The sequence below is a fragment of the Colwellia sp. 6_MG-2023 genome, assembly GCF_030547765.1.
In the GTDB taxonomy this organism is placed as follows: Bacteria; Pseudomonadota; Gammaproteobacteria; order Enterobacterales; family Alteromonadaceae; genus Colwellia.
Window position 1 is genome coordinate 175,118 of the sequence record NZ_JAUOPP010000003.1, and the last position, 24,921, is coordinate 200,038.

General features: G+C 36.7%; 24 protein-coding genes. All 24 read right to left on the reverse strand.

Features of this window, described 5'->3' with window-relative positions:
• Window positions 1-50 precede the first annotated feature (50 nt).
• Window positions 51-839 (reverse strand): chemotaxis protein CheW, encoded by a 789-nt coding sequence (locus Q4503_RS03475; RefSeq protein WP_303601387.1) that lies wholly within the window; start codon window positions 837-839, stop codon window positions 51-53.
• Window positions 840-1,619, reverse strand: coding sequence for a ParA family protein (locus tag Q4503_RS03480; RefSeq protein ID WP_215973335.1), 780 nt, complete (start codon window positions 1,617-1,619; stop codon window positions 840-842).
• A 15-nt stretch (window positions 1,620-1,634) separates the two neighbouring features.
• Complete coding sequence (locus Q4503_RS03485) at window positions 1,635-2,642, reverse strand: flagellar motor protein MotB (protein ID WP_303601388.1); 1,008 nt, start codon at window positions 2,640-2,642, stop codon at window positions 1,635-1,637.
• A complete protein-coding gene (locus Q4503_RS03490) occupies window positions 2,639-3,385 on the reverse strand; it encodes a flagellar motor protein (protein WP_215973337.1) in 747 nt (248 codons plus the stop codon). Before Q4503_RS03490 ends, Q4503_RS03485 begins: the two co-directional genes overlap by 4 nt.
• Complete coding sequence (locus Q4503_RS03495; protein WP_303601389.1) at window positions 3,378-4,511, reverse strand: chemotaxis response regulator protein-glutamate methylesterase; 1,134 nt, start codon at window positions 4,509-4,511, stop codon at window positions 3,378-3,380. The genes Q4503_RS03490 and Q4503_RS03495 overlap by 8 nt, the downstream gene beginning before the upstream one ends.
• 31 nt (window positions 4,512-4,542) lie before the next feature.
• Window positions 4,543-6,672, reverse strand: coding sequence for a chemotaxis protein CheA (locus Q4503_RS03500; protein ID WP_215973339.1), 2,130 nt, complete (start codon window positions 6,670-6,672; stop codon window positions 4,543-4,545).
• A 13-nt stretch (window positions 6,673-6,685) separates the two neighbouring features.
• Window positions 6,686-7,429 (reverse strand): protein phosphatase CheZ, encoded by a 744-nt coding sequence (locus Q4503_RS03505; protein ID WP_215973340.1) that lies wholly within the window; start codon window positions 7,427-7,429, stop codon window positions 6,686-6,688.
• A gap of 72 nt (window positions 7,430-7,501) precedes the next feature.
• Window positions 7,502-7,885, reverse strand: a complete 384-nt coding sequence (gene cheY / locus Q4503_RS03510) for a chemotaxis response regulator CheY (RefSeq protein WP_159818383.1) — start codon at window positions 7,883-7,885, stop codon at window positions 7,502-7,504.
• A gap of 57 nt (window positions 7,886-7,942) precedes the next feature.
• A complete protein-coding gene (locus Q4503_RS03515; RefSeq protein ID WP_215973341.1) occupies window positions 7,943-8,662 on the reverse strand; it encodes an RNA polymerase sigma factor FliA in 720 nt (239 codons plus the stop codon).
• Between the two features lie 79 nt (window positions 8,663-8,741).
• Complete coding sequence (locus Q4503_RS03520) at window positions 8,742-9,584, reverse strand: MinD/ParA family protein (protein WP_215973342.1); 843 nt, start codon at window positions 9,582-9,584, stop codon at window positions 8,742-8,744.
• A 59-nt stretch (window positions 9,585-9,643) separates the two neighbouring features.
• A complete protein-coding gene (flhF, locus tag Q4503_RS03525; RefSeq protein WP_303601390.1) occupies window positions 9,644-11,242 on the reverse strand; it encodes a flagellar biosynthesis protein FlhF in 1,599 nt (532 codons plus the stop codon).
• 114 nt (window positions 11,243-11,356) lie between these two features.
• Complete coding sequence (flhA, locus tag Q4503_RS03530; protein WP_215973344.1) at window positions 11,357-13,459, reverse strand: flagellar biosynthesis protein FlhA; 2,103 nt, start codon at window positions 13,457-13,459, stop codon at window positions 11,357-11,359.
• Window positions 13,460-13,543: 84 nt separating this feature from the next.
• Entirely contained in the window at window positions 13,544-14,674 is a 1,131-nt protein-coding gene (flhB, locus tag Q4503_RS03535; RefSeq protein WP_215973345.1) for a flagellar biosynthesis protein FlhB, read from the reverse strand.
• Between the two features lie 299 nt (window positions 14,675-14,973).
• Window positions 14,974-15,756 (reverse strand): flagellar biosynthetic protein FliR, encoded by a 783-nt coding sequence (gene fliR / locus Q4503_RS03540; protein ID WP_215973346.1) that lies wholly within the window; start codon window positions 15,754-15,756, stop codon window positions 14,974-14,976.
• Window positions 15,756-16,025 (reverse strand): flagellar biosynthesis protein FliQ, encoded by a 270-nt coding sequence (gene fliQ / locus Q4503_RS03545; RefSeq protein WP_215973347.1) that lies wholly within the window; start codon window positions 16,023-16,025, stop codon window positions 15,756-15,758. The genes fliR and fliQ overlap by 1 nt, the downstream gene beginning before the upstream one ends.
• 29 nt (window positions 16,026-16,054) lie before the next feature.
• Window positions 16,055-16,816 (reverse strand): flagellar type III secretion system pore protein FliP, encoded by a 762-nt coding sequence (gene fliP, locus Q4503_RS03550; protein WP_215973348.1) that lies wholly within the window; start codon window positions 16,814-16,816, stop codon window positions 16,055-16,057.
• Between the two features lie 6 nt (window positions 16,817-16,822).
• On the reverse strand, window positions 16,823-17,443 hold the full coding sequence (gene fliO, locus Q4503_RS03555; RefSeq protein WP_215973349.1) for a flagellar biosynthetic protein FliO: 621 nt from the start codon (window positions 17,441-17,443) through the stop codon (window positions 16,823-16,825).
• Window positions 17,443-17,850, reverse strand: coding sequence for a flagellar motor switch protein FliN (gene fliN, locus Q4503_RS03560; RefSeq protein ID WP_215973350.1), 408 nt, complete (start codon window positions 17,848-17,850; stop codon window positions 17,443-17,445). The genes fliO and fliN overlap by 1 nt, the downstream gene beginning before the upstream one ends.
• Window positions 17,851-17,904: 54 nt before the next feature.
• Complete coding sequence (fliM, locus tag Q4503_RS03565) at window positions 17,905-18,969, reverse strand: flagellar motor switch protein FliM (protein ID WP_215973351.1); 1,065 nt, start codon at window positions 18,967-18,969, stop codon at window positions 17,905-17,907.
• 124 nt (window positions 18,970-19,093) lie between these two features.
• Window positions 19,094-19,636, reverse strand: coding sequence for a flagellar basal body-associated protein FliL (fliL, locus tag Q4503_RS03570; protein ID WP_303601391.1), 543 nt, complete (start codon window positions 19,634-19,636; stop codon window positions 19,094-19,096).
• Between the two features lie 130 nt (window positions 19,637-19,766).
• Window positions 19,767-21,830 carry a flagellar hook-length control protein FliK gene (locus tag Q4503_RS03575; protein ID WP_303601392.1) on the reverse strand — a complete coding sequence of 688 codons (2,064 nt, stop codon included), beginning with the start codon at window positions 21,828-21,830 and terminating at the stop codon, window positions 19,767-19,769.
• Between the two features lie 314 nt (window positions 21,831-22,144).
• Complete coding sequence (fliJ, locus tag Q4503_RS03580; protein ID WP_215973354.1) at window positions 22,145-22,600, reverse strand: flagellar export protein FliJ; 456 nt, start codon at window positions 22,598-22,600, stop codon at window positions 22,145-22,147.
• 99 nt (window positions 22,601-22,699) lie between these two features.
• Window positions 22,700-24,049 (reverse strand): flagellar protein export ATPase FliI, encoded by a 1,350-nt coding sequence (gene fliI / locus Q4503_RS03585; RefSeq protein ID WP_215973355.1) that lies wholly within the window; start codon window positions 24,047-24,049, stop codon window positions 22,700-22,702.
• Between the two features lie 60 nt (window positions 24,050-24,109).
• Window positions 24,110-24,895 (reverse strand): flagellar assembly protein FliH, encoded by a 786-nt coding sequence (gene fliH / locus Q4503_RS03590; protein WP_215973356.1) that lies wholly within the window; start codon window positions 24,893-24,895, stop codon window positions 24,110-24,112.
• Window positions 24,896-24,921: the final 26 nt, after the last annotated feature.

A 24,921-nucleotide genomic window follows, 5' to 3' on the forward strand; every position in this document is an offset into this window, starting at 1 on the left:
AAGTTAATTATTATTTCGTATTTGTCGATTAAAGCTTACTAATGACATTATTAATCATCTTGATGAATTCCGCTACCATCATTAAGTAATTGAATTAATGAATTTACATCAAGTAAGGCGCACATTTTATCCTTTACTAAGCCAGCTAACCAAGGTCGCTTACTTGGTGCATCTAACCACTTTACTTCCTCTTGCTTTAAAACAACGGTATCAACTAGATTTTCTGCTGTTAAACCCCAAGCACTATTTCCTAGCATGATCACATACTGGTAATTTAATGAATCTTTCATCTTTTCATCGCACTTTTCGGGCATTACCCATAAGGCAGTATCAACAACATTAATTTTTTCATCTCGATATAACATTACACCTTTATACCATTCAGGTTTTCCCATTAATGCCGTTGTTTTTTCTATCGGATGAATACCACCTAATTCAACTAACGGCACTGCAACAGTTAAACCACCAACATTAAAAAACAATGCCTGAAAATCACCATTACGATAAGTTTTATCTTCTTGTGGAGGTAAACTAGCTGAGCTTTTTTGTGCAACTATGGTATCTTGACGTTGTTCTGGAGTTCCTTCATCAATTGATATTTTTTTAGTATCAATTACTTTATTTAAACTCTTTGTTGTTGAAACACTCGTTTCTTTAATATTTAATTCAGCATTAACATTCTTTAGCAGATTTTCTAACCGTTGTTCTTCAATTGATTTACTATCCTTTCTTTCCGGTAAATCATGTCTACTGCTATCTTCCATAGGGGGCTTATCTGTCAATAATTCTGACAGATAATTTTTCATAACTTTTTTACTAGCTGCTAATGATTTTGACATCTATTTGATACTTCTTTGCGATGGCTTCAATAAATAATCCAATAAATTTTTATAGGAAAAAACACCCCTAGAATTTGGTGAATAATGTGAGGGGACTTTCTGTGCTAAACTTGCATTTCTAAAATTTGTATCAACAGGGATAATATTTGGCCAAATGTTATTTGGATAGGTTTTCTGTAAATGTTTATAAGCTAAGAGTGATGCTTTAGTTCGCTTATCAAACATTGTTCCCACAATAGTATAATTAAAGGGTTTCCCTTGTTCTATTGCCATCATATCCATAGTTTTAACCATACGTTCTAAGCCTTTCAATGCTAAAAACTCTGTTTGTACTGGTACTATTATTCTATCTGACGCAGCTAATGCATTAACCATAAGCACACCTATAATAGGCGGACAGTCTATCAACACATAATCATAACTTTGCGACAATTTTAACATTGCCTTTTTTAACACTAACCCCATACCATTTCTGGCACCTAATGAGCGATCTAATGTTGCTAAGCCCATAGTTGCCGGTAATATGTCAATATTACTATATTGTGTTGGACATAAACTTTGTAGTATTTGCTCTTTAGATGCAACTTGAACGAATAAATCATAAACACTCAAGTCTAAATCTTCAGATTCAATACCAAAATAGTAACTTAAAGAAGCGTGTGGGTCTGTATCTACAAGTAATACCTTTTTACCACACTCAGCTAATAGACCAGCTAAAGCAATAGTAGTTGTTGTTTTGCCCACACCGCCTTTTTGATTTGCTACAGCCCAAACTTCCAATAGTTATTCCTATATTTAATTATCATCATTTTGTTGATTATTGCTTTGTTGAACCTTGTCTTCTGAAGAGCTCTCATTATTATTTCGTGTTGTAATTCTGATCCCTCCACCGGGCAACTGAATAACTTGGACTTTACCTGTATTACCATTTGCCTCTACAACGTTCATTTTATCTTTAACTTCTTCAATCGAATTACTAGGTGCTGCCAATGCTTCTACTTTTTTCAAACCATATTTCGAAACCGCAATCACAACTTTTCTATTCCGTGCTCGTCCTTCAGCTGTAGTATTATCGGCACTCGGTGAGTATTGCCCATAGCCTTCTATCGCCATACGAGCAGGGTTAACTCCTATCTTTTCCAATTCACGTAAAATAGCCGTTGCCCGAAAAACAGATAACTCCCAGTTAGATGAAAAGATTTCAGTGTTAATTGCTTGATTATCAGTATAGCCCCTTACTCTAACAAAGTTATTAACATCGCCAATAACATCATAAACAATACCTAAGATATTAGACGCAGTATTAGTGACAGAAGATGAACCGCTCGGAAATAATAAGCCACTATTAAGTTCTATCTCTAACCAATCACCATCAATTTTTACCTGAGAAAATCCTGACTCTATAAGATCAAAAAGTGCTGTGTGTAAATCAGCTTCTAAGGATGTTAAATTACTCCCGAGTTGTTCAGCTGAAATATTTAATAAATCTTTCTCATCATCAAATAACTCAGGACCCGCTTCTTCGACTATCCCATTTCCAAATAATATTTTATTAGATTTACTCGTATTAACATCAAGGATATCGTCGCCATGTCCTCGATTTTTTATTTTTTTATCATTTGCCTGAAAAACATGGCCAACTGATTCTGTAATACTTTCAAAAGCTTTATCATTTACCATTGCCATTGCATATAACACGACAAATAATGCAAAGAGAAGCGTCATATAATCAGCATAAGAAACCAACCAACGATGAACATTATCGTGTTCTACGTTATGCCTTCTTTTACGCAATCGTTTCACTGCTCTAACCTAAACGCTGAAAGTTTATTTTCTATCGCGTGTGGGTTTTCTCCATTAGCAATGGCGATCAACCCTTCAAAGATCATTTCTCTATACATAGTTTGTTGATGAACGATTTCTTTTATCTTATTGGCAACCGGCAGATAAATTAAGTTAGCAAAACCAACGCCATAAATAGTAGCAATAAACGCAGTAGCAATACCTTGCCCAAGCATTTCGGGCTCAGTTAAGTTCCCCATTGCATGTACTAAACCTAATACAGCACCAAGAATACCAATAGTTGGGCTATAGCCGCCCATCGATTCGAAAACATTTGCTGAGCGTAAATTATGCTCTCGATATAAATCTAAATCTAGCTCAAGAGACACACGTATATCTTCAATATCAGCTCCATCAACGAGTAAATTCAAGCCTTTTTGGGTATAACTATCCTCTTCATCAAGTGCTATAATTTCAAGCGATAAATAGCCACTCTCTCTGGACTTACTCGCCCAAAGAACAATTTTTTTTATTCCTTCATCAATATCATAGGTAGGCGGAGTAAATACCCACTTTAATAAGGAAAACGCATGATAAAATTGACGACTTGAAGACTGCAACATAACAGCCCCTACAGTACCACCAACAACAATAATCAATGCAGGTAACTCAAATAATGCACCGATAGAGCCGCCATCAAGCATGAAACCTAAATAAATAGCAAATAAAGCAAGTAAAAGTCCAGCAATACTGAGCCTATCCATGCCTTATTTCCTTAAGAATAGAGCTCGCGATAGCATCTAAAGGTAGAGATAATTGAGAAATACCTGCAACTGTTACCGCTTGTGGCATACCATATACGACACAACTTTGTTCATCTTGCGCCCAGATTGTAGAACCACTCGCTTTTAACATACGAGAACCTTCTCTACCATCAGCCCCCATTCCTGTTAAGATAACACCTAAGACATTACCACCAAATACTTTACCTGCAGAACCAAAACTCACATCCACACTCGGTCTAAAAGTGATTTTTTCAGAGGTATCATCCATGATTTTAATTTTGGCATGTTGCTCTTTACCCGTAATAATCATTTGACGGCCACCTGGTGCTAAATATGCACAACCTGGCATAAGCGTATCGCCATCACTTGCTTCTTTTACGTTAATTTTACATAAAGAGTTTAACCTACTAGCAAATGCATTAGTAAAAGTTGCCGGCATATGTTGAATTAAAATAATTGGCAATGGAAAATCTTGAGGTAATTGCGTTAATATTTTTTGTAATGCTACAGGTCCCCCTGTAGAGGTACCTATTGCTAATAAATTATATTTTTTTCCAGAAGAAGCTTTAAGCGATGAGGCTTGTTTCTGACTACTAATAGGAGTTTCAGGTACAATCGGCTTTCGAGTACCAGCCGGTACTTTACTGCTTATATTACGATTTACTAGTGTAGTGCGTTCTCTTGATAGATGACGTCTAGATACACCACCTTTTTTTGCGAGTTGAATTACACGTTGTCGTAATAGACTACCCGCCTCATCACTATTTTGTGCTATTTCACTAAATTTTTTAGGTAAAAAATCTAAGGCTCCTGCCTCGAGAGCATCTAGAGTGGCTTTGGCCCCTTGATGAGTTAGTGAAGAAAACATTAAAATAGCGGTAGGCGATCGCGCCATTATTTTTTTTACTGCATCAATACCATTCAAAACAGGCATTTCGATGTCCATAGTAATGACATCAGGTTTAAGTAAAAGAGCTTTATCTACCGCCTCTTGTCCATTAACAGCAACATCAATAACTTCTAGCTGTGGATCTTTATTTAAAATATCAGTGACTCGTCGTCTAAAAAAACTTGAATCATCAACAACGAGTACTTTATAGGTCATTTACTTCATCTACCTTTATAATTATTCTATTTTATGAGTGCAACTTTCTATTTACTGGCGATTTTTTAGCATAAAATTTTAGCATATTAGGGATATCTATAATTAACGCAATACCACCATCACTGGTAATAGTTGCTCCCGCCATACCTGGAGTTCCATGTAATAATCTATCTAGTGGCTTAATAACCACTTCTTCTTGCCCAATTAATCGATCAACAACAAAAGCAACTTGTTGGTTTCCTAGTTGCACTATTACAACATGACCTTGTTCTCGGCTTTTATTTTCATAATTTTTGACAAGCCATTGATCTAAATAAAATAATGGAATTGCTTTTTCACGAACAATAATAGTTAACTGGCCATCAACACTATTTGTTTTAGTTAAATCTAAGTGAAATATTTCATTAACTGCCGCAAGAGGTAATGCAAATGTTTGCTCACCAACAACAACCATTAACGTTGGTAATATTGCTAACGTCAGTGGCACTTTTATTTCTAAAATTGTGCCTACACCCATCTCAGAATCAATATCAACAGCACCATTTAATTGGGTGATTTTGGTTTTAACAACATCCATACCAACGCCACGCCCTGATACTTCAGAAATTTCTGTTTTGGTTGAGAAGCCAGGCGCAAAAATCAAACTAAAGGCTTCTTTGTCTGACATTCTTGCGGCGGTATCGACGTCTAATACACCACGTTTCATCGCTATTTCTTTTAACTTTTCAGCATTCATACCCGCACCATCATCTTTAATGGTTAACAGGATATGATCACCTTCTTGAGAGGCTGATAACGTAACAGTACCTTGACGTGGCTTTCCTTGAGCTTGGCGCACATCAGGCATCTCAATCCCATGATCCACAGAGTTACGAACCAAATGCACCAAAGGATCCGCTAAAGCTTCCACTAAATTTTTGTCTAAATCCGTGTCTTCTCCTTCCAACACCAACTGTATATCTTTATTAAGACTACGAGCTAAGTCTCGTACAACCCGAGGAAATCGTCCAAAAACTTTCTTAATAGGCTGCATACGAGTTTTCATTACCGCACCTTGCAAGTCGGTGGTAACGGCATCTAGATTTGAAACAGCCTTGGTTAAATTTTCATCATCAGACGTCAATCCAAGGCTTGTTAAGCGATTTCTAACTAATACTAACTCACCAACCATATTCATGATTTTATCAAGTCGTTTAGTATCAACACGCACGGTTGTTTCACCCTGAGGTGTTGATGGTTGCGCTGCTTTCTTAGCTACTGGTGGCTTACTTACCGCTGGTTTTACTTCTGCTGTAGCAGCTGGCTTTGAACTTTCCGTATTTGTTGTCACGGGAGTAGGCTTTGCCATAGAAGGTTGAGTTGGCGCAACTGAAGCTGCACTGCTAGCTTTAGGCGCATTACCTTTACCGTGCAATTCATCAAGTAAGCTTTCAAACTCATCATCATTTATTTCATCAGATGAATTATTTACAATAGAAGAAGATGTCTCTTTTACTTCTGACGAAAATGCTCCTTGACCATGAAGTTCATCCAATAACGACTCAAATTCATCGTCAGAAATTTCATCACTTGACTCTGGAGTAACAGGCGGCTTAACTGCAGGTTCAGGTGCAGATGAATGACTAGCACTGCCATGTAACTCATCAAGTAAGCGTTCAAACTCATCTTCACTCATATCCCCGTCTAAATCAGAGCTTGTATTATCTACAGATTCAGTTTCAGGGAGAGAAGTTTCAGGGATGGGGGCTTCAGGGATAGAAGCTTCAGCGCTTTCTGGCTGACTTAAACGGTGTAATTCTGCTAATAATTCAGCTTCAGCAGGTACTAGCGCCTCTCTATTTTTCACTAACGCAAACATATCATTGATAGTATCAAGCGCTGATAAAATAGTGTCCATTAACTCTGAATTTACTTTACGCTGCCCAGTACGCAGTAAATCAAATATATTCTCTGCACCATGACAAACGTCAACAAGGTCATTTAAAGCCAGAAAACCTGCGCCACCTTTAACTGTATGAAAACCTCGAAAAATTGCATTAAGTAAATCGGCATTATCAACATCATTTTCAAGTTCAACGAGTTGCTCCGAAAGCTGCTCGAGTATTTCACCCGCTTCGACTAAAAAGTCTTGTAGAATTTCTTCATCTGCTTCAAATGACATTCACTAACTCCCGTTAAAAACCTAAACTTGATAAAAGATCATCAACATCATCTTGATCTTCAACAATATCATTTCTTTTTTCTTTATTAACTATTGGCCCTTCAACTAAGTTATCACCGACTTTAGGCGCTGATTTAGTCTGTCCATCTTCTGAAGAAATACCAAATGCCGTCAACATGTTAATTAAGCTCTCTTCAACTTCACGTACCAAATCAATGACTTTACGAATAACTTGTCCTGTTAAGTCCTGAAAATCTTGAGCCATTAATACATCAGTCATCAAACCATGAATATGAGCCGTCTCTTTACCTGTCGTAATTAATAAGCTATCAATATCAACACATAAACTTTTAAACTCTTTTAAATCTATCTCATTGTTCATTAGTTTAGACCATGCAGGTTTAACTGCACTAACTTGACTAGAAATATCTTCAATTACTGGAAAAATAGACTCAACTGCATCCATCGTTTTATTTGCAGCTTCTTCAGTACGAGTAATCACATAATTCAAACGCTCTTTAGCATCAGGAATTTCAGCTGTTGCTAAGTCATTTAATCGAGAATCTAACTGAAAATTTGTTAAAGAGTCATGTAATTGACGAGTTAACTTACCTATTTCTGCAAATAGTTCAGAGTTAATTGGGTTTTGAATCGCTGCCACAAGTGCATCAGCTTTTTCTTGTTGTCCTGTTTCTAAAAGTTCAACTAAAGATTTAGCCTGCTCCAAAGAAACACGCCCCACCATTGCCATACTCATGCAAAGTCCTTAATACTTAAGTTAAATTAATCAATTTTCTGAAGTAGCTTTAACTAGCTAGTCTAAATAAAATTAACCTAGACGTTCAAAAATTTTATTTAATTTAGCTTTGAGTGTTGCAGCCGTAAAAGGTTTAACAATGTAACCGTTAACACCAGCCTGAGCTGCCATAACGATTTGTTCCTTTTTCGCTTCAGCTGTAATTAATAATACTGGGATATGGGCTAAACGTGAATCTGCACGTATAGCTTTCAACAAATCAATACCTTGCATTCCTGGCATATTCCAATCTGTTACAACAAAGTCAAAATCACCATTTTGAAGCATAGGTAAGGCAGTACTGCCATCATCCGCTTCTTGAATGTTTGTAAAGCCTAAATCGCGTAACAAATTCTTTACTATACGTCTCATTGTTGAAAAATCATCAACAACTAGCACTTTCATATTTTTATCCAAGGCACCCTCCGGCGAAACATTCAAAATTTTTATAGGTTAACACAGTTATAATTCTACTTAATTTTGCCAAGATTGCATACGTGCTTTTAATCGATGCATTGCTTGACTATGAATTTGACTAACCCGAGATTCACTAACATCGAGTACAGCGCCAATTTCACGTAAATTCAATTCTTCATCATAATATAGAGACAGTACTAGAGCTTCACGTTCAGGTAAAGAACTAATACATTCACTTAACCCTTCTTTAAAGGCACTATGCTCGATACTTTGATACGGATCATCACCGTGATAAGTTTCATCAAACTTCAGTGCATCTTCACTCATTCCTAAGTCTTCGATACCGAGTATTTTACCAGAACTGACCTCACTAAGTATATGATGATACTCATTTAATGAAATTTCAAGTTTTTCAGCAACTTCTATATCAGTAACATCTCTGCCTAATGTTGCCTCTAATTGCTTAATTGCCTCACTGACCATGCGGCTATTTTTATGTACTGATCTAGGAGTCCAGTCGCCACGGCGTATTTCATCTAGCATAGCACCTCGAATACGGATGCCAGCAAAAGTTTCAAAACTAGCGCCTTTAGTGTTATCAAAGTTATTTGCAGCTTCAAATAAACCAATCATTCCTGATTGAATTAGGTCATCAACAATAACACTTGCCGGTAATCGAGCAAGTAAATGATAAGCAATTCGCTTAACCAACACTGTATGCTGTTCAAGCAACACAGTTTTATCAATTAAATTGTTATAGGCTTTAGTTTTTGCCACTTTTTGCTATTCCCACCAAAATATTTTTATATATTTATAATTTATATCAGTTACTTGATAACACAATATGAACGAGATATTAGTAATCGAGTAGCTGTTCAATAAAGAACTCTAAATGACCTGATGCTTGTTTTGGTATAGGCCAGCTATTAACATTCTTTGCTAATTCCTTAAACGCTATTGCTGCTGGTGAGTTAGGAAAAGCTTCAACAATGGCTTGTTGTTTGCGTACTGATTTTCTAATATTTTCATCGAATGGAATAACACCAACTAACTCCAGTGCTACATCTAAAAATCTATCTGTTACTTTCGTTAGCTTGGAAAATAATTGTTGCCCTTCTTTAGGTGTACGAACCATATTAGCAACAACTTTAAATTTGAATACATTATGATCACGGCTTAATAGTTTCATTAATGCATAACAATCGGTAATTGACGTGGGTTCATCACAAACAACTAAGACTACGTCTTGTGCTGCTCGAGTAAAACTCAGTACCATATCCGAGATACCGGCTGCAGTATCAACGATCAGTACATCAAATTGAGTATTCATTTCACTAAAAGCACGAATCAACCCTGCATGTTCAGCAGGAGTAAGGTCAACCATCGATTGAGAGCCAGAAGTAGCCGGTATGATTTTTATATTACGGGGGCCTGTAATAATAATATCATCAAGCTCACATTCACCTGATAATACATGAGAAAGGTTTCGTTTTACTCTTAACCCTAACATCACATCGACATTAGCCAACCCTAAATCGGCATCTAGCACTAATACTCTTTTCCCTTGCTGTCCAAGGGCTATAGCCGTGTTTAATGAAACATTGGTTTTACCAACGCCACCTTTACCACCAGAAACTGCTATTACTTTAACTTTTTTTAAGTCTTGCATTTTTCTTAAGCCGCTCGCTTGATCTGCCATTTATTACTTCTTATATTATCGCTTTATTTTAACTAAAAATACTGCAATTTAAAATACATCTATATCGCCACCGCTGGCGTTATCGGCATTGGTCTTGCTGTACGTTGAACATAAGCTGCATTCTTCTTTGCTGCGTTTGCTGCCATTTTATCTGCAAGCGTAACTAATTTCTCAGCATTTGCAACTTTAATATCTTCTGGAACTCTTTGTCCATCAGTAAGATAACCTATTGGCAGGCCATTTTGAATTGAAGTTGTAATTATTTCGCCAACACTCACACTTTCATCAAGTTTAGTATAAATACAACCCGATAGTGGTACTTTTTTAAAGCGATCAACATTTTCTTGCATAACTTGCTGCTGGCTATTAGCAGCTAACACTAAGTAATTTCTTATTCTCACTCTAGCATTAGATACTAAATTAGCTAAATTTTCGGCTAAACGTATATCTCTTTGCCCCATACCGGCAGTATCAATTAAAATTAATTTCTTTTGAGAAAACTGTTCAAGCAACAAGTCTAATGCTTGGCTATCTTTTGCTAACTTAACTTGACAACCAATAATTTTTCCATAAGTAGCCAGTTGTTCAAAACCCGCTATTCTAAAGGTATCCGTTGATATAAGAGCAACTTGCTCATGGCCGTGAACTTGAGAGAAACGTGCTGCTAGCTTGGCAATTGTTGTTGTTTTCCCTACGCCTGTAGGACCAACTAATGCAACAATACCACCACGATGAATTATATCATTTTGCGTCGTATTAAGTTGTTCACCAATTAACTTAGTCGCTTGTTGCCAAGCTTGTTCATCATGGTATTTAGAAGGAACATAACCTGCTATTTGATCAGCAATTTGTTCATTTAAACCTAACCCTAATAAACGGTTAACTAACACAGCACGTTGAGGCTCTTTTTGCGCCATATCTTGCCACATAAGACCCGATACTTGATGTTCAAGTAACTTTCTTATTGAAGCCATCTCTTGTTGCATTTTATCAAAATCTTGTTGGCTAACATGACTATTTGCATCTACATCATGTTCTGACAAAGGGACTGACTGTAATTTTTCAGCCATTTGTTCAGCTTCTAATGAAGTGTGCCCTTCAAACTGAGTATGCTCATTATTATGATTTACTTCTGGTGCAGGAATTGTTCCATCAGGCTTTGAATGACGTAAGCGTTGAGTAAAATTACGTAATTGATCTTCAATATTCTCGTCTTCACTCACAACTTGATTATTCTGCTGAATATGCCCCTGTTGAGCATAAGCTTGCTCAGACTGATCATTAGATTGTTGGTTCGATGAATGATGCTGAACCTGCCGACTTAACAGTGCTGACAAACTATCAACAGGCTCGGTAGTACTGTTGGCGATATTATGACCTACCTGTGCTTCAGATACAGCGATATTTGTTGCCTCAGTACTTTGAATATTAACCGTATCATTTTGTATTTCACGGTTATTTTCATTAACTGTAGAAGGATTAACCTGTGGAGAAGGTGCACTTACTGGCGCTGATTGGCTGTAATCAACTGCAGCCATCAATTCAACACCTTCAGGTATTTTTTTATTAGACATGATTACGGCATCTACGCCTAATTCTTCTTTAATTTGTGCTAATGCGCTACGCATATCTTTGCCAACAAAACGTCTTATTTTCACAGTTAACTCCTTATTTAGCTACGAGCGACTAAACTTTACTCTGCAACTTATCATGCTCGATACTTATGCTGCTCGTTACTTTTTATTTGGTATTTTATTTACCCAAATTATTAGTTACTGCCCAATAGCACTTACAATTTTAATTTGTTTATCATCAGGTATTTCTTGATAAGAAATAACCCTTAAGCCTGGTATGGTATATTTTACAAATTTAGCTAACACTGAACGTAAAATACCGGATGTTAATAAAATTGGGGTATCACCGGCTAATTCTTGCTGCTGAGCACCCTCATTTAATGATTTTTGTAAACGTTCAGCTAAACCAGGTTCAATACCTGCACCATCATCTCCAGCCATCTGCATAGACTGATGCAACATTTGTTCCAACTCAGGCGCCAAGGTTATGACAGGTATTTCAAGTGCCGATCCGACCAGATCTTGAATAATAAATTTACGTAAGCTAATTCTTACCGCTGCGGTTAGCACTTCTGCATCTTGGCTTTTAGGACCGTACTCAACAAGTGTTTGTATAATTGAACGCATATCACGGACAGCAACACCTTCATTCATTAAACTTTGCAATACCTTAACAACGGTGCCCAGAGATAATGTATCAGGAATAAAGCCTTCAACGAGCTTAGGATAAGTTTTAGCTAGAATATCAATAAGATTTTGTACTTCTTCATGGCCTAACAGTTGAGCAGCATTATTTGTTAGAATTTGGCTTAAATGAGTTGCTAAAACAGTCGCAGAATCAACCACGGTATATCCTAATGTTTGTGCTTGCTCTCGTTGATCTTGCTTAATCCAAACAGCATCTAACCCGAAAGCAGGATCTTTAGTTGGTACACCATCAAGCTTTCCAAAAACCTGCCCAGGGTTAATCGCTAATTCTTGGTCGTGTCGTATTTCTGCACTTCCAACGGTGACACCCATTAATGAGATTTGATAACTATTAGGATCTAAATCTAGGTTGTCACGAATATGAACAGCAGGCACCAAAAAGCCAAATTCTTGTGATAACTTTTTACGCACACCTTTAATTCGGCTAAGTAATTCGCCACCTTGTGCTTTATCGACTAACGGAATTAATCGATAACCAATCTCTAAACCAATAACATCAACATGATTAACATCATCCCAACCCAATTCTTTAATTTCTTCTTCTTTTTGCTGACTTTGTACTTGTGCTTCTTCTGCCACTTTTTCTAATGCCATGGCTTTAGTAATTTTATGCTTGCTACCAAAATAAGCGAATGCAGCAATAACGCTAGCAAACAGTAAAAATGCAAAATGTGGCATTCCAGGAATAATACCAATAACAAACATAACGCCTGCTGCAATATAAAGTGATTTCTCTTGTCCTAGTTGGCTGCTTACTTGTTCACCCATGTCTTGCGAGGTATTTTGACGCGTTACTACAATTGCAGTTGCTACAGAAAGCAGTAACCCTGGAATTTGCGCCACTAAACCATCACCAATGGTTAATAAAGTATATATTTCAACAGCTTCATTAAAGCTAAGGTCATGCTGAACCATCCCAATCACTAACCCACCAATAATATTGATGAATAAAATTAAAATCCCTGCTACAGCATCGCCTTTAACAAATTTACTTGCACCATCCATCGAACCATAAAAGTCGGCTTCACTGGTTACTTCAATACGGCGCTCTCTTGCTTGCTCTGCATTGATAAAGCCAGCATTTAAATCAGCATCTATTGCCATTTGTTTACCTGGCATAGCATCAAGCGTAAAACGCGCTGTAACTTCAGCAATACGTCCCGCACCTTTAGTTACTACAACAAAATTGATAATAATTAGGATAAGAAATACAACTAAGCCAACGGCATAATTGCCACCAATAACAACAGAGCCAAAGGCTTCAATAACTTTACCAGCAGCATCTGTTCCTTCATGCCCTTCAAGTAAAACCACTCGAGTACTGGCAACATTAAGTGCTAAGCGAAGTATGGTTGCAATAAGAATAACGGAAGGGAAGGAGCCAAATTCTAAAGGCTTAAGCGTATAAACAGTGATTAATAACACCACCAAAGATAATGCAATGTTAAATGAAAAAAGTACATCCAGTAACCAAGCTGGCATCGGTAAAATAACCATACCAAGAGCAGCCATTACTAAAATAGGCGTACCTAGTCCTGAAATATGAGATAATTTTTTTTTATCGAATTTATTGAAAAAGGCGGTTAATTGCATTTGATACTGCTGCTCTTTATGATGAATTTTTGACGCTAACGATGGAATTGCAAAAGCTATACCAAAAGGTAAGACAGTACTACTTTAATATTTAAACTCATCGGGAATAGGTAATTTTTTAGCGATAGGGATAGGCTTTTTACCTCGCCCTTTTTTATGTTCATTAAGTTGAAAAATAAATGCTAGTACTTGTGCTACTGCTGCATATAGCTCTTCAGGGATATCTTGATCAACCTCTGCAGTATAATATAACGATCTTGCTAAAGCCGGTGACTGAACAATTTCAACGTCATGTTCTTTGGCAATGGTGCGAATATGTATTGCCATTTCATCTATACCTTTTGCTACCAGTTGCGGTGCTCCTCCCATATCAGCATCATACTTTAATGCCACGCTATAATGGGTAGGGTTGGTGATGACAACATCTGAATTAGGTACTTCGCCCATCATCCGTCGTTGCGACATTTCATATTGTGTTTGCTTGATACGCCCTTTAATTTCAGGGTTACCTTCAGTACTTTTATATTCGTCTTTAATTTCTTGCTTAGTCATTTTAAGTTGGCGTGTATGATTCCAAACTTGATAGGGTGCGTCTATAACAACAATAAGACCAATAGATAGCGCTAACGCTAAAAACATCCACAATAACATATTTACCGCATGACCAAAATTTAACGGTATAGCTTCTAAACTAAGCCCTAAAATTTGTGAAAAAAGCCCTTTAAGTAATAAAAAAGCGACAATAAAGACAACAAAAAACTTTAAAATAGATTTTACTAATTCAACGCCTGCTTGGACACCAAACATACGTTTAAAGCCAGCAAGCGGCGAAAGTCGACTTGCCTTTGGTGCCATAGCTTCCCAAGAAAAAGCCATCCCCCCCAACATGGTATTGCCAATGAATGCAGCGACCATAATAATAAAAAAAATAGCTAGAACGGGGAAGATAATATTGTTTGTTGCACTATAAATAACGCCTACTATAGCGTGTGGATCCATCGCTTCATTACGCGTTAATGAAAACAAGCGTTTCATCGAGCTTGATAAAGCATCAACCAAGGAGCTCCCCATTACCATCAGAGCAAAGGCACTTCCAACTAAAACAAACATGGTACCTAGATCTTTGGATCGGGCTATTTGACCTTTTTTTCGTGCGTCAGTGAGCTTTTTTGCCGTTGGCTCTTCACTTTTTTCACCGCTATCTGACTCAGCCATGCAGTACTACCCTAAAAATATAATGCTTTAAGTATACAAGTTCACTATAGTTCACATCCATATAAAATTCCTTAACTAACCTGAACTTGATTTAAGATATTTTTTATTACTTAAAACTTTTAATATGACTACTTTTATTATACGCCAGCTTACGCGTTTGTTACTTTAGTTCAGAAAACACGACGAAAACTTCGCGTTAATTGCTAATTTATGACAAGTAAATTTCACGATTAAATCAGAAAATAGTGGCTAGAGAAAGGTTTATTAGCCCAACACAAAATAACTGTACTTATTTGATATTATGGCCCTGCACAATCAATTAAGTAACAACTAAAGTCTAATGCTCTTTGCCATTGTAATTCAAAATGAGTAAGGAAGTTACCAAAGGTTAACCACATAATCAATAAGCCCGCCATCATAGTAATAGGAAACCCTATTGCAAATATATTAAGCTGTGGTGCGGCCCTAGTCATCACGCCAAATGAAAAATTAATTAACAACATCGCCGTTAAAGGCGCTAACGAAAGTGATAAAGCCGTTGCAAACATCCATTTTCCCCATAGTACCATTTCTTGATATTTAACACTGGCGAACTGTTCATTACCAATAGGAAGGGTGTCGAAACTCGCTACTACAAATTGCAAGTAAGCTAAATGACCATCCATAGTCCAAAAGAGTAATGTGGATAATATTAAGAAAAACTGACCAACCGCTGGTACGTTCATACCACTAGCCGGATCGACCAATGAAGCAAAACCTAAACCTGATTGCATGGCAATTATTTGGCCTGCTAAAGTAAAAGTATCAACGACCATCACGGTTATAAAACCTAAACTAATACCAATAAGTATTTGCTGCCCTATCAATAAGAAAGTAGTAAGAGATAAGAGTTGTTCGACATTAGTCGGCGGTATTGCGGGCATAATTGCGATGGTAAGCGCCACACATAAAAATAGCTTAATACGAGTCGGAATAGTACGAGCACCTAAACCAACCATCATCATCACTAAAGCAGAAATACGAGTGAAAGGAAGAATGAAATCTGCAATATATTGGCTAACAATTGACTCGGTGAACTCCATTAGTTTACAACGCTTGGAATACTAGCAACTAATCTGAAGGTGTAATCCATCAGTTTTTGTACCCCCCAATGACCGCCATAAATAACGGCGAGTAATGTAACAATTAAACGAGGTAAAAAGCTTAATGTTTGTTCATTAATTGATGTTGCAGCTTGAAATATAGCTACAAGCAAGCCGATAAATAAACTCGGTAAAATTACAGCACTTACGAGAAGGATTACTAGTAACAAAGCATCTCTTAATATATCTACAAAGACTTCTGGTCCCATCTTATATTCTCTTATATAACTAATATATGCTAAGTACCTAACCCATAACTGGTTGCAATAGTACCAATAACTAAATTCCAGCCATCCACTAAAACAAATAACATTAATTTAAAGGGGAGTGAAACAATCATAGGTGAGAGCATCATCATTCCCATCGCCATTAAAATACTCGCAACCACCAAATCAATAATCAAAAAAGGAATAAATAATATAAAGCCTATTTGAAAAGCTGTTTTTAATTCACTAATAATAAACGCTGGAATAATAACTCTCATGGGTAAATCAGTAGGTTGGTCAACAGCTTCAATTCCAGCCATTGAAGCTAAAGTATCTAAGTCTTTTAAGCGGGTTTGCTCAAGCATAAAGGCCCTTAATGGAACTTTACCTTTATCAATAGCCTCGACAGAAGTTAATTGATCTGCAATATAGGGCTGAATTGCCACTTCATTTATTTGATTGTAAACAGGTGTCATGATGAAGAGCGTCATAAATAACGTTAAACCAATAATCACCTGGTTTGATGGCGTTTGCTGTAAACCAAAAGCTTGACGAAGTATGGCCATCACAACCACAATACGTGTAAAAGAGGTCATCATTATAACAGCCGCAGGAATAAAGCTTAACGCTGTCATAAACATTAAAATTTGCAACGTTACTGAATACTCTTGAGAGCCATCAGAATTCGTTGTTAATTTTAAAGCTGACATTGATAAATCTTCAGCAGCAAAAGCACCAAAACTTAATGTTGATACTAACAATGAGAATAAAACCAACCAGGCAATTTTTTTCATAGTCACTTATTTATTATTTTTGATGTTATGTATTGTTTCATTAGTCGTGATACTACTATGACCTTCTGTTTTAACTGTATTTTTCTGAAGAAAAGACAGGACACCGCTAGATAAAGCTACAGCTTTTCCTGTTTGCACCTCTAGCGGTTTATCTAACGTTTTAAGTAAAGATACTTGCTGCGCAGAAACACCTAAAACCAATTGTTCTTCACCTATTTGAAGTACAACCACTCTTTCTTTAGCACCTAAAGATAAGTTGGCAATAATACTTAATCGATTTGAGTTTTGTTGTGTAAGATTAAAACGCTTTAAAACAAAACCACTAACAATAATTAATGCCAACACCATTAATAAAGACATAATCATGCTGCCAACATCAAGGTTTGAATTAACATGTTTACCGACTTCTGGCGCTTTTTCTGTAACGGCCGTTTCGTTTACATTCGCTGAATCTACGTTTTCAGCATTTTCAATCTCACTCTTTTTACCCACTTCAAGATCAACCTGAGAAGTTTCCTCACTGTTCGATGTCTTATTAAAAACTTTATTATCAGTCACTTCTTGTGCAAAAGATACCGGAGTAAACACAACCAAAGCACAAAAAAATAAAACGATTATTTTAACCATTATTTTAACTTCTTAATTCGTTCTATCTGACTAATTACATCCGTTAAACGAATACCAAATTTATCATTAACCACCACAACTTCACCATGAGCTATCAGGGTACCATTAACCAAAACATCAAGTGCTTCACCAGCTACGCGATCTAGCTCAACCACTGAGCCTTGATTAAGCTGTAATAAATTTCGAATACTAAGATTACTTCGACCAACTTCCATAGAGATAGTCACTGGAATATCTAAAATAGTATCCAGCTTACGTTTTTCTTCACCTGTGATTGGTCTTTCGTCTTCGGTCAATTCTTCTAATTCAACTTTTTTTGCTTGATTAGCTTTTTCTGCAGACGCTTCAGCTTGCTCATCTAATGCCTCATCCCACATACTTAAATCTTCTTCATTATCATCGCTCATACCGCTTGCCTCAATGTCAATTCTTTACAATTAATGTTCTATACCCGATAAGTATTACAAATCATCTTCTAAAAGTTCCAGTTCTGCGTCGCTGTCAAGGCGCTTGCCGCCTTTAGTCAAAATAGTTAATTCCGATTTAACAGATTCAGGACGTTTAATTTTTTCTTCTATTTTTAACGCTATATTTTCACGACTACGGCCTAGCTTAGCTCTAAAGGTAGGTAAGTCTTCAATTAAGACCGTAATATATTCAGGCATTTCTATCGGAATAATATCGCCTGCTTGTAGCTCCATTAACTGATTTAATGGTATGTCTACTTCTAAAAATTTAGTATTTAGTGCAACAGGCACATCCATAATTTCATCACGCAATGCCTTAGACCAGCGCATATCTGTATCTTCTTTATCACTTTGCACACCCGCATCAAGTAATTCTCGAATAGGCTCAAGCATTGCGTAAGGCAGAGCAATATGAAAATCCCCTCCTCCACCATCAAGCTCAATATGGAAAGAGCTGATAACAACCACTTCTGTTGGGCTTGCAATGTTTGCCATTGATGGGTTCACTTCTGAGTCTAAATACTCAAAAGAAACATCCATCACAGGCGACCAAGATTCTTTATAATCTTCAAAAATTAATTTTAATAACATTTGAATAATACGACGCTCGGTCGGAGTAAATTCTCGACCTTCAATTTTCGCGTGATAGCGACCATCTCCGCCAAAAAAGTTGTCAACTAAAATGAAAACTAAGCGTGCTTCCATGGTAATAAGGCCAGTGCCTTTTAAGGGACGAAAACGTACCATGTTTAAACTTGTAGGCACAAATAAAGTATGTATATATTCACCAAACTTTATCATTTGAATGCCGTTTATCGATACTTCAGCTGTTCTACGCATCATATTAAATAAGCTAATACGCATATGACGAGCAAACCGTTCGTTCACCATTTCCAACGTCGGCATACGACCACGAACAATGCGATCTTGCGAAGAAAAATCATAGTCAGAACTGCCATCCTCTCGAGTTGGGGAATCTTCAACTATTTGTTCTTCTTCAACATCATCAACACCATGTAAAAGCGCATCAATTTCGTCTTGGGATAATAAATCACTCACGCGTCATACTCTTTTCGCCCATATTGGCTTCATTTAACCTAGTTAATATACATTCATATGAACACTATCAACGGTCACTGTCATTGTAAACTAGCAGCCAATTATTCGCTGCTTTTTCAAAAAATTATTGCATTATAAAGCCGGTAAACAGAACTTTTTCAACCGTCTCATTTCCTTTAAGATCTTTCATTACTAGTTGTACTGCAGAAAGTGATTGATCTTTCAATACTTCCTTACCTACACTAGTTGCTAAATCGTCAGCATTGGCTTGTGAAAAAATATTTAATAAAGTACTTTCAATTAAAGGTATATGCATTTTAGCATTCTCTTCATTATCAGCACCTCGAACCAACAATTGTACACGTATTTCAATAAAACGATCACGAGTAGCGCCAGGAATATTAAAGCGAAATGGTCTTGGCATAGGAACATAAAGTGCTGAACCAACTTGAGCTGGTGCATTTTCATCAGCATTAGCTTCATTAGAGGAGCCTTGGCTAGATTTAGCTTGCTCTGATGTATCGCCTCCATTGCTCCCCATAAAAAAGTAATAGCCGCCACCAGCGATTAATACTACGGCTATGATCGCAATAATAATGATCATTTTTTTCTTTTTGCCGCCGCCATCTAATTCTAGTTCGTTTTTTTTACCTTTTTCGTCAGCCATAACTTACCTTTAGCTATTTATTAGTAAACATTAGTAAACTATATCCTTGAATAGCACTCTAGCCAATGTGTTTTCATCAACTTAGTGATATTTAGCCTAATTTATCTGCAATTTTATTCATATATTTTTTTTATGCATAATAATCGATAACTTTAGTTGAGGTATCCGATATTCTAGCTGATAAACTATGTTCTACCACATCACTAGCATCTGCCGTGTTTTGTGAGAATTGACTGTGGTTACCTCCACTACTTGCTTCAGCATCTGATTGCTGAGACTGTTGCTCAACATTCGCATCTCCAACATCAACACCTTGTTCAGCTAATAGATCTCTTAACTTATGCATGTTTTGCTCAAAAGCTTCTTTAGCCTGTTGATTTTGAACAACAAAATTAACAGTTGCTTGTTCACCTTGCAAGTTAACTCTTACTTGCACGTTACCTAATTCTGGCGGGTCGAGTGTAATATCAAATTGTTGTAATTTTTGTGAAATAACTAACATCACTTTATCTTTTACTGCATCGGCAAAATCTCGTCTAAAAATTGAAATAGTTTCCTGATGTAATTGGATGTTAGTTTTTTGACTTTGTACTACTTCGCCATTGGCTGTTAATGCCAATGCATCAGATGATTGTTGCTCTACTCTATCGTAAGCATCTTGTGTTGTCTTACTCGCCTCACCAATAAAATTACTACGATTATTCGGTTCAATAATATCTGCTGTAGTACTAGCCTTATTATTTACGCTCTTATTACCATCAGCATCTACTATTTTATTTTGCCCAATAAGTTTATCAATTGACTGTTCATTCAAGACTTCTTCAGGCTCAAACGTACTAGCTTCTTCCATGCTAGACGCAACTGAAGCTTGTCCTAAATTAGTCGGCACTGCATTTTTATTGATAACCTGTGAAGTTAAATTATCATTATTTTTTACTATGCCACTTTGAGTTTTACTACTTTCAACAACAGTATCAACTTCAGCTGTGGTTAACTCATTTTTTAAAACGCTAACCCCATTATCAGTTTTCATTAGCTTTTCATTAATTGTTGATTTTACTTCACTGTCGCTACCATCATCAGCTCCAATTGAAGTTCCTAACACCTCTTTTACCGATCCACTGATATTATTCGGGTTAACTTCTTTGCTAGCCGTCATAAGGTTTTGCTGTAAATTATCGCTTTTTACTTCAGTGCCTACTGGTATTGTACTTTGGCTTGCTATAGCTGTATCTACAAACTTCTGAGGAGAGGTATTTTCATCCTGAGGATTTATTTCCACTTGTTCTGCTATTTTATTATTAGCCATAACATTTTTTTCAGCTAATTTAGTTAAATCAGTTTCTAGGTTATTAGCACTCCCCTTACTCACTTTATCTTGAGCACTATTCACTAATTTTTCTGTAGACAACGTTTCATCAGTTGGACTTTCACCATCAATTAATAGTGTACTACTCGCCTGATTAGCCATAATATTTTCGTTAATGTTACTCCCTTTACCAATTTCTGGGTTTTTATCTTCAGAAATTAATGAATTAATTAACTTATCTGGTCCTTGAATAGCATCCGTTCCCACTTCTGTGGTTGAGGAAACAGCCTTAGCAACACTTGATAACCCAGTCGATAAACCTTTGTTTTTTAAAGATGTTTCAGTATTAAGTTTTGTTGTTTTCTCGTCAGGAATTTCATTAACATTCACTGCTGAAGCATCCACTATTGAAGGCACTGCTTTATCGGAAGAAGCCTCAGTCACTAGCGTTTGATTAACCTTTGTTAAAAAAGTCATAAGTAATTCTGATTCATCAACAATTTTTTTATCATCAGCATTTACTATACTTGTATCAGGTTCATCTTGATTGCCAAGAGCGGCAACTTCTTGCATATTTGTTGCCGGATCAGCGTTATCAACTACAGCCTGATGATATTCGGATCTATCTTGGATTTTATCATCCCTACTTATATTTTTTTGCTCAATAGCTGGCTTACTCGTTTTCGAAGAAGCTTTTTCATTAGAGACGATTCTATCATTAGGGGGATTATTTTCAGACTTAGTATGTTGCTTATTTTTAGAAAGCTGTATGTCTATATGCTGGGAAAATTTATCCTTTGGTGAAGTGGAATTTAAAGCACCTGCATCGTCTTTATTTTCGATACCTTGTGATACTTTCATGGATAAAACATTGAGTTGTTGCATAATAGCCCCAATTGCTAAAATTGATATAACTAAAGTATAACGACACTTTAACCAAACTATAAATTAAGAAAAAACTCCTTAACAGCTTTAGATAAGCAATAATCATTCCAGTTAGCTTTAAAATGCCTATAACGAGTGAATATAGTGTACAAATAATTTTAGTAGTGATGACGCTAGTTTTATCGCTTGAATATTCACTTACGCAAACTTACTACCGTTTGTTATTTAGGATTAAACTCCTAGGTCAAAATTAGCGTATAAATTGCAATTTAAGGTACACGTTTTATCGAGCCTAATAAGTATGTCCAACTCGATTAATAATTCGATTTTCGACGTAAAAATTGTTGGGTAGATATTTCATCAAACATACTTTGTTCTTTCTTGCTTTCAATCTTCATTAACGCTGCATTACGCTTATCAGTAAGCATTTCGACAGCCTGTACTTTTTGTCTTTGTTTGATCCACAACTCTTTACTTTGTTCAACTAACGCTTTAGCTTGATTCATCGCAATTTTAACTTGTTCTGCTGCATTATCGAGCTTATTAATGAAAGCATGATAGTGATTATAAGTAGCGCTATCCAAGCCAAGCGCTGTTCGTTCACTTAAACGCGACATATATTCTAATCGATAATCAGACACACTTTGTAAGCGAGTTAAATTTTGCTGATAATCATTTTCAGCATTGCGCAGTGCATTCTCCGCCTTCTCTTCCTTACTTTGCTCAAACTTTAATAGCGTGAGTAACTGCTTGTTATTATTTGCCGCCATAATATGTATTCCTTAAACGGTTAGCATGTTGAAGATACTTAACTTATTAGTCTTGAACATTTAATGCTAAGACTTAACGCGCTCAATTAATTCTTTTAATTAACGCTTCGCATTAGCCGTAGCAGCAGCTATTATTTCTTGTAATTGCTGTACACTTTGTTCAAAAGGTATTACTTCTTGAATCTGTTGTTGTAAAAAGAAGTTAATAACTGGCTGAACATTTATCGCTTGATCAATCCGAGGATCATTTCCTTTAGTGTAAGCACCGATAGCAATTAAATCTTTGTTTTGTTGATAAACAGAATAAATCTGTTTCAGCTGACGGGCTAGTTGTTGATGTTCAACATTAGTGACCATTGGCATTACACGAGAAATTGACCCTTCAATATCAATAGCTGGATAATGTCCTGCATCTGCAAGTTCTCGCGATAAGACAATATGGCCATCTAAAATAGCACGAGAGGCATCAGCGATAGGATCTTGCAGATCATCACCTTCTGTTAATACGGTATAAAAAGCAGTAATTGATCCTTGCCCTTCCCCACCATTACCAGCTCGTTCAACAAGTTGTGGTAATTTAGAAAAAACTGACGGTGGATAACCTTTCGTTGCAGGAGGCTCTCCCACTGCTAACGCTATTTCTCGTTGTGCTTGCGCGTATCGAGTTAATGAATCTAAAAGTAGTAAAACATCTAATCCTTGATCGCGAAAATATTCACTTATCTGTACTGCGGTTTCACAACCCTTTAACCTCATTAAAGGAGAGTTATCTGCCGGTGCAGCGACCACAACAGAGCGAGCGCGCCCTTCTTCACCTAAGATCTCTTCAATAAACTCTTTTACTTCTCGCCCACGCTCTCCAACTAAGCCAACGACAATAACGTCAGCTGTTGTTCCTCGTGTCATCATACCCATGAGTACACTTTTACCAACACCTGAGCCTGCAAATAACCCCATACGCTGGCCTTTACCAACGGTAATAAAGCTATTAATTGAGCGTACACCAACATCAAGTGGTTCAGTAATGGCTCGACGTGATAAAGGATTAATAGGGCTAGTATTTAATTTATAGTCATCATCATTTGTAATAGGTCCTTTCCCATCAAGCGGCTTTCCTATGCCGTTAATTACTCGCCCAAGTAAATTCATTGACAAAGGAAGGTGCATTTTAGCTGATATTGGAAGTACCCTAGCACCGGGTAACACACCACGCAGACTCTCTTCCGGCATAAGGTAAGTTATCTCTTGTGCAAAACCAACAACTTCGGCTAATAAATCACCATGAGCGGTCTCAACTAAACATTGGCTACCTATATGCGCTTTTACACCAACAGCCTCTAAGGTTAAACCCACAACACGTACTAGGCGACCAGCAACAGGCTCTTTAAATGGGTGTATAAATTTTTGACTGTTTTTTAATCTATCACTAATACGTTGGCTATCGACCATTATTTACCCTTCAACATGAGATAAAAGCGTAAATTTACTTACGCCTAACTAGTCAAAAAATTATTGATGTAAAGCATCCTGCAAGAAAGATTCCAATACTTGCTTTAAACGAGACTTCATCTGTAAATCAATGTTAGAAGTGCTATTTTCTATTTGGCAGCTTCCGACACTTAATTGTGGTGCCGGCAGCAATTTCCATCCACTTTCTTGAATGTGAGATGCACCAAACTGCTGTTCTACGCGTTTAATATCTTCAGGGTTTAAATATATTTGCGTTGTAGATTCATTACTAGGTAATGATTTGATACCGGCATTGATAGCAGCCATCAAAATATCGGGATTGGTTTTAGCTTCTTGTAAAACAACAGCTTCTGTTAATTGCACAACTAAATTTAGCAGTTGTTCTTCTATATTTTTTTCAACACTCGCTAAGGGCTTGTCTAACTGTTCAATTAAACTTTTCCAATTGTCACTTAACGTGTCAATCGTTTCTTTACCTTGAGCTAAACCTTGCTCTGTACCTACTTCAATACCTTGAATAGTACCTTCTTCAATGCCTTGTGCTTTGCCTTCTTCATAACCTTTGCCAAACCCTTCTTCCTTGCCTTGACTAAAGCCTTCATCATGTGCTGCTTGTCTTATTTCTTCAATTTCTTCTGCGGTAAGCGGCTCAGGCTCTTCAATTTCTTCTTCTGGCGGTTCAAAGCGCCATGTGCTCTTTTTTCCTAAAGCATTCGTATGACTTTCTTGGTTTTCAACCACTTCTGCTTGCACATTTGGATAAGACCAAACATCTAATTCTTCTGATTCTTTTGCTTTTATAATGCGGGGTGATGTTTTATTCATATTTTTCTCAAAACGGGTTGGTAACT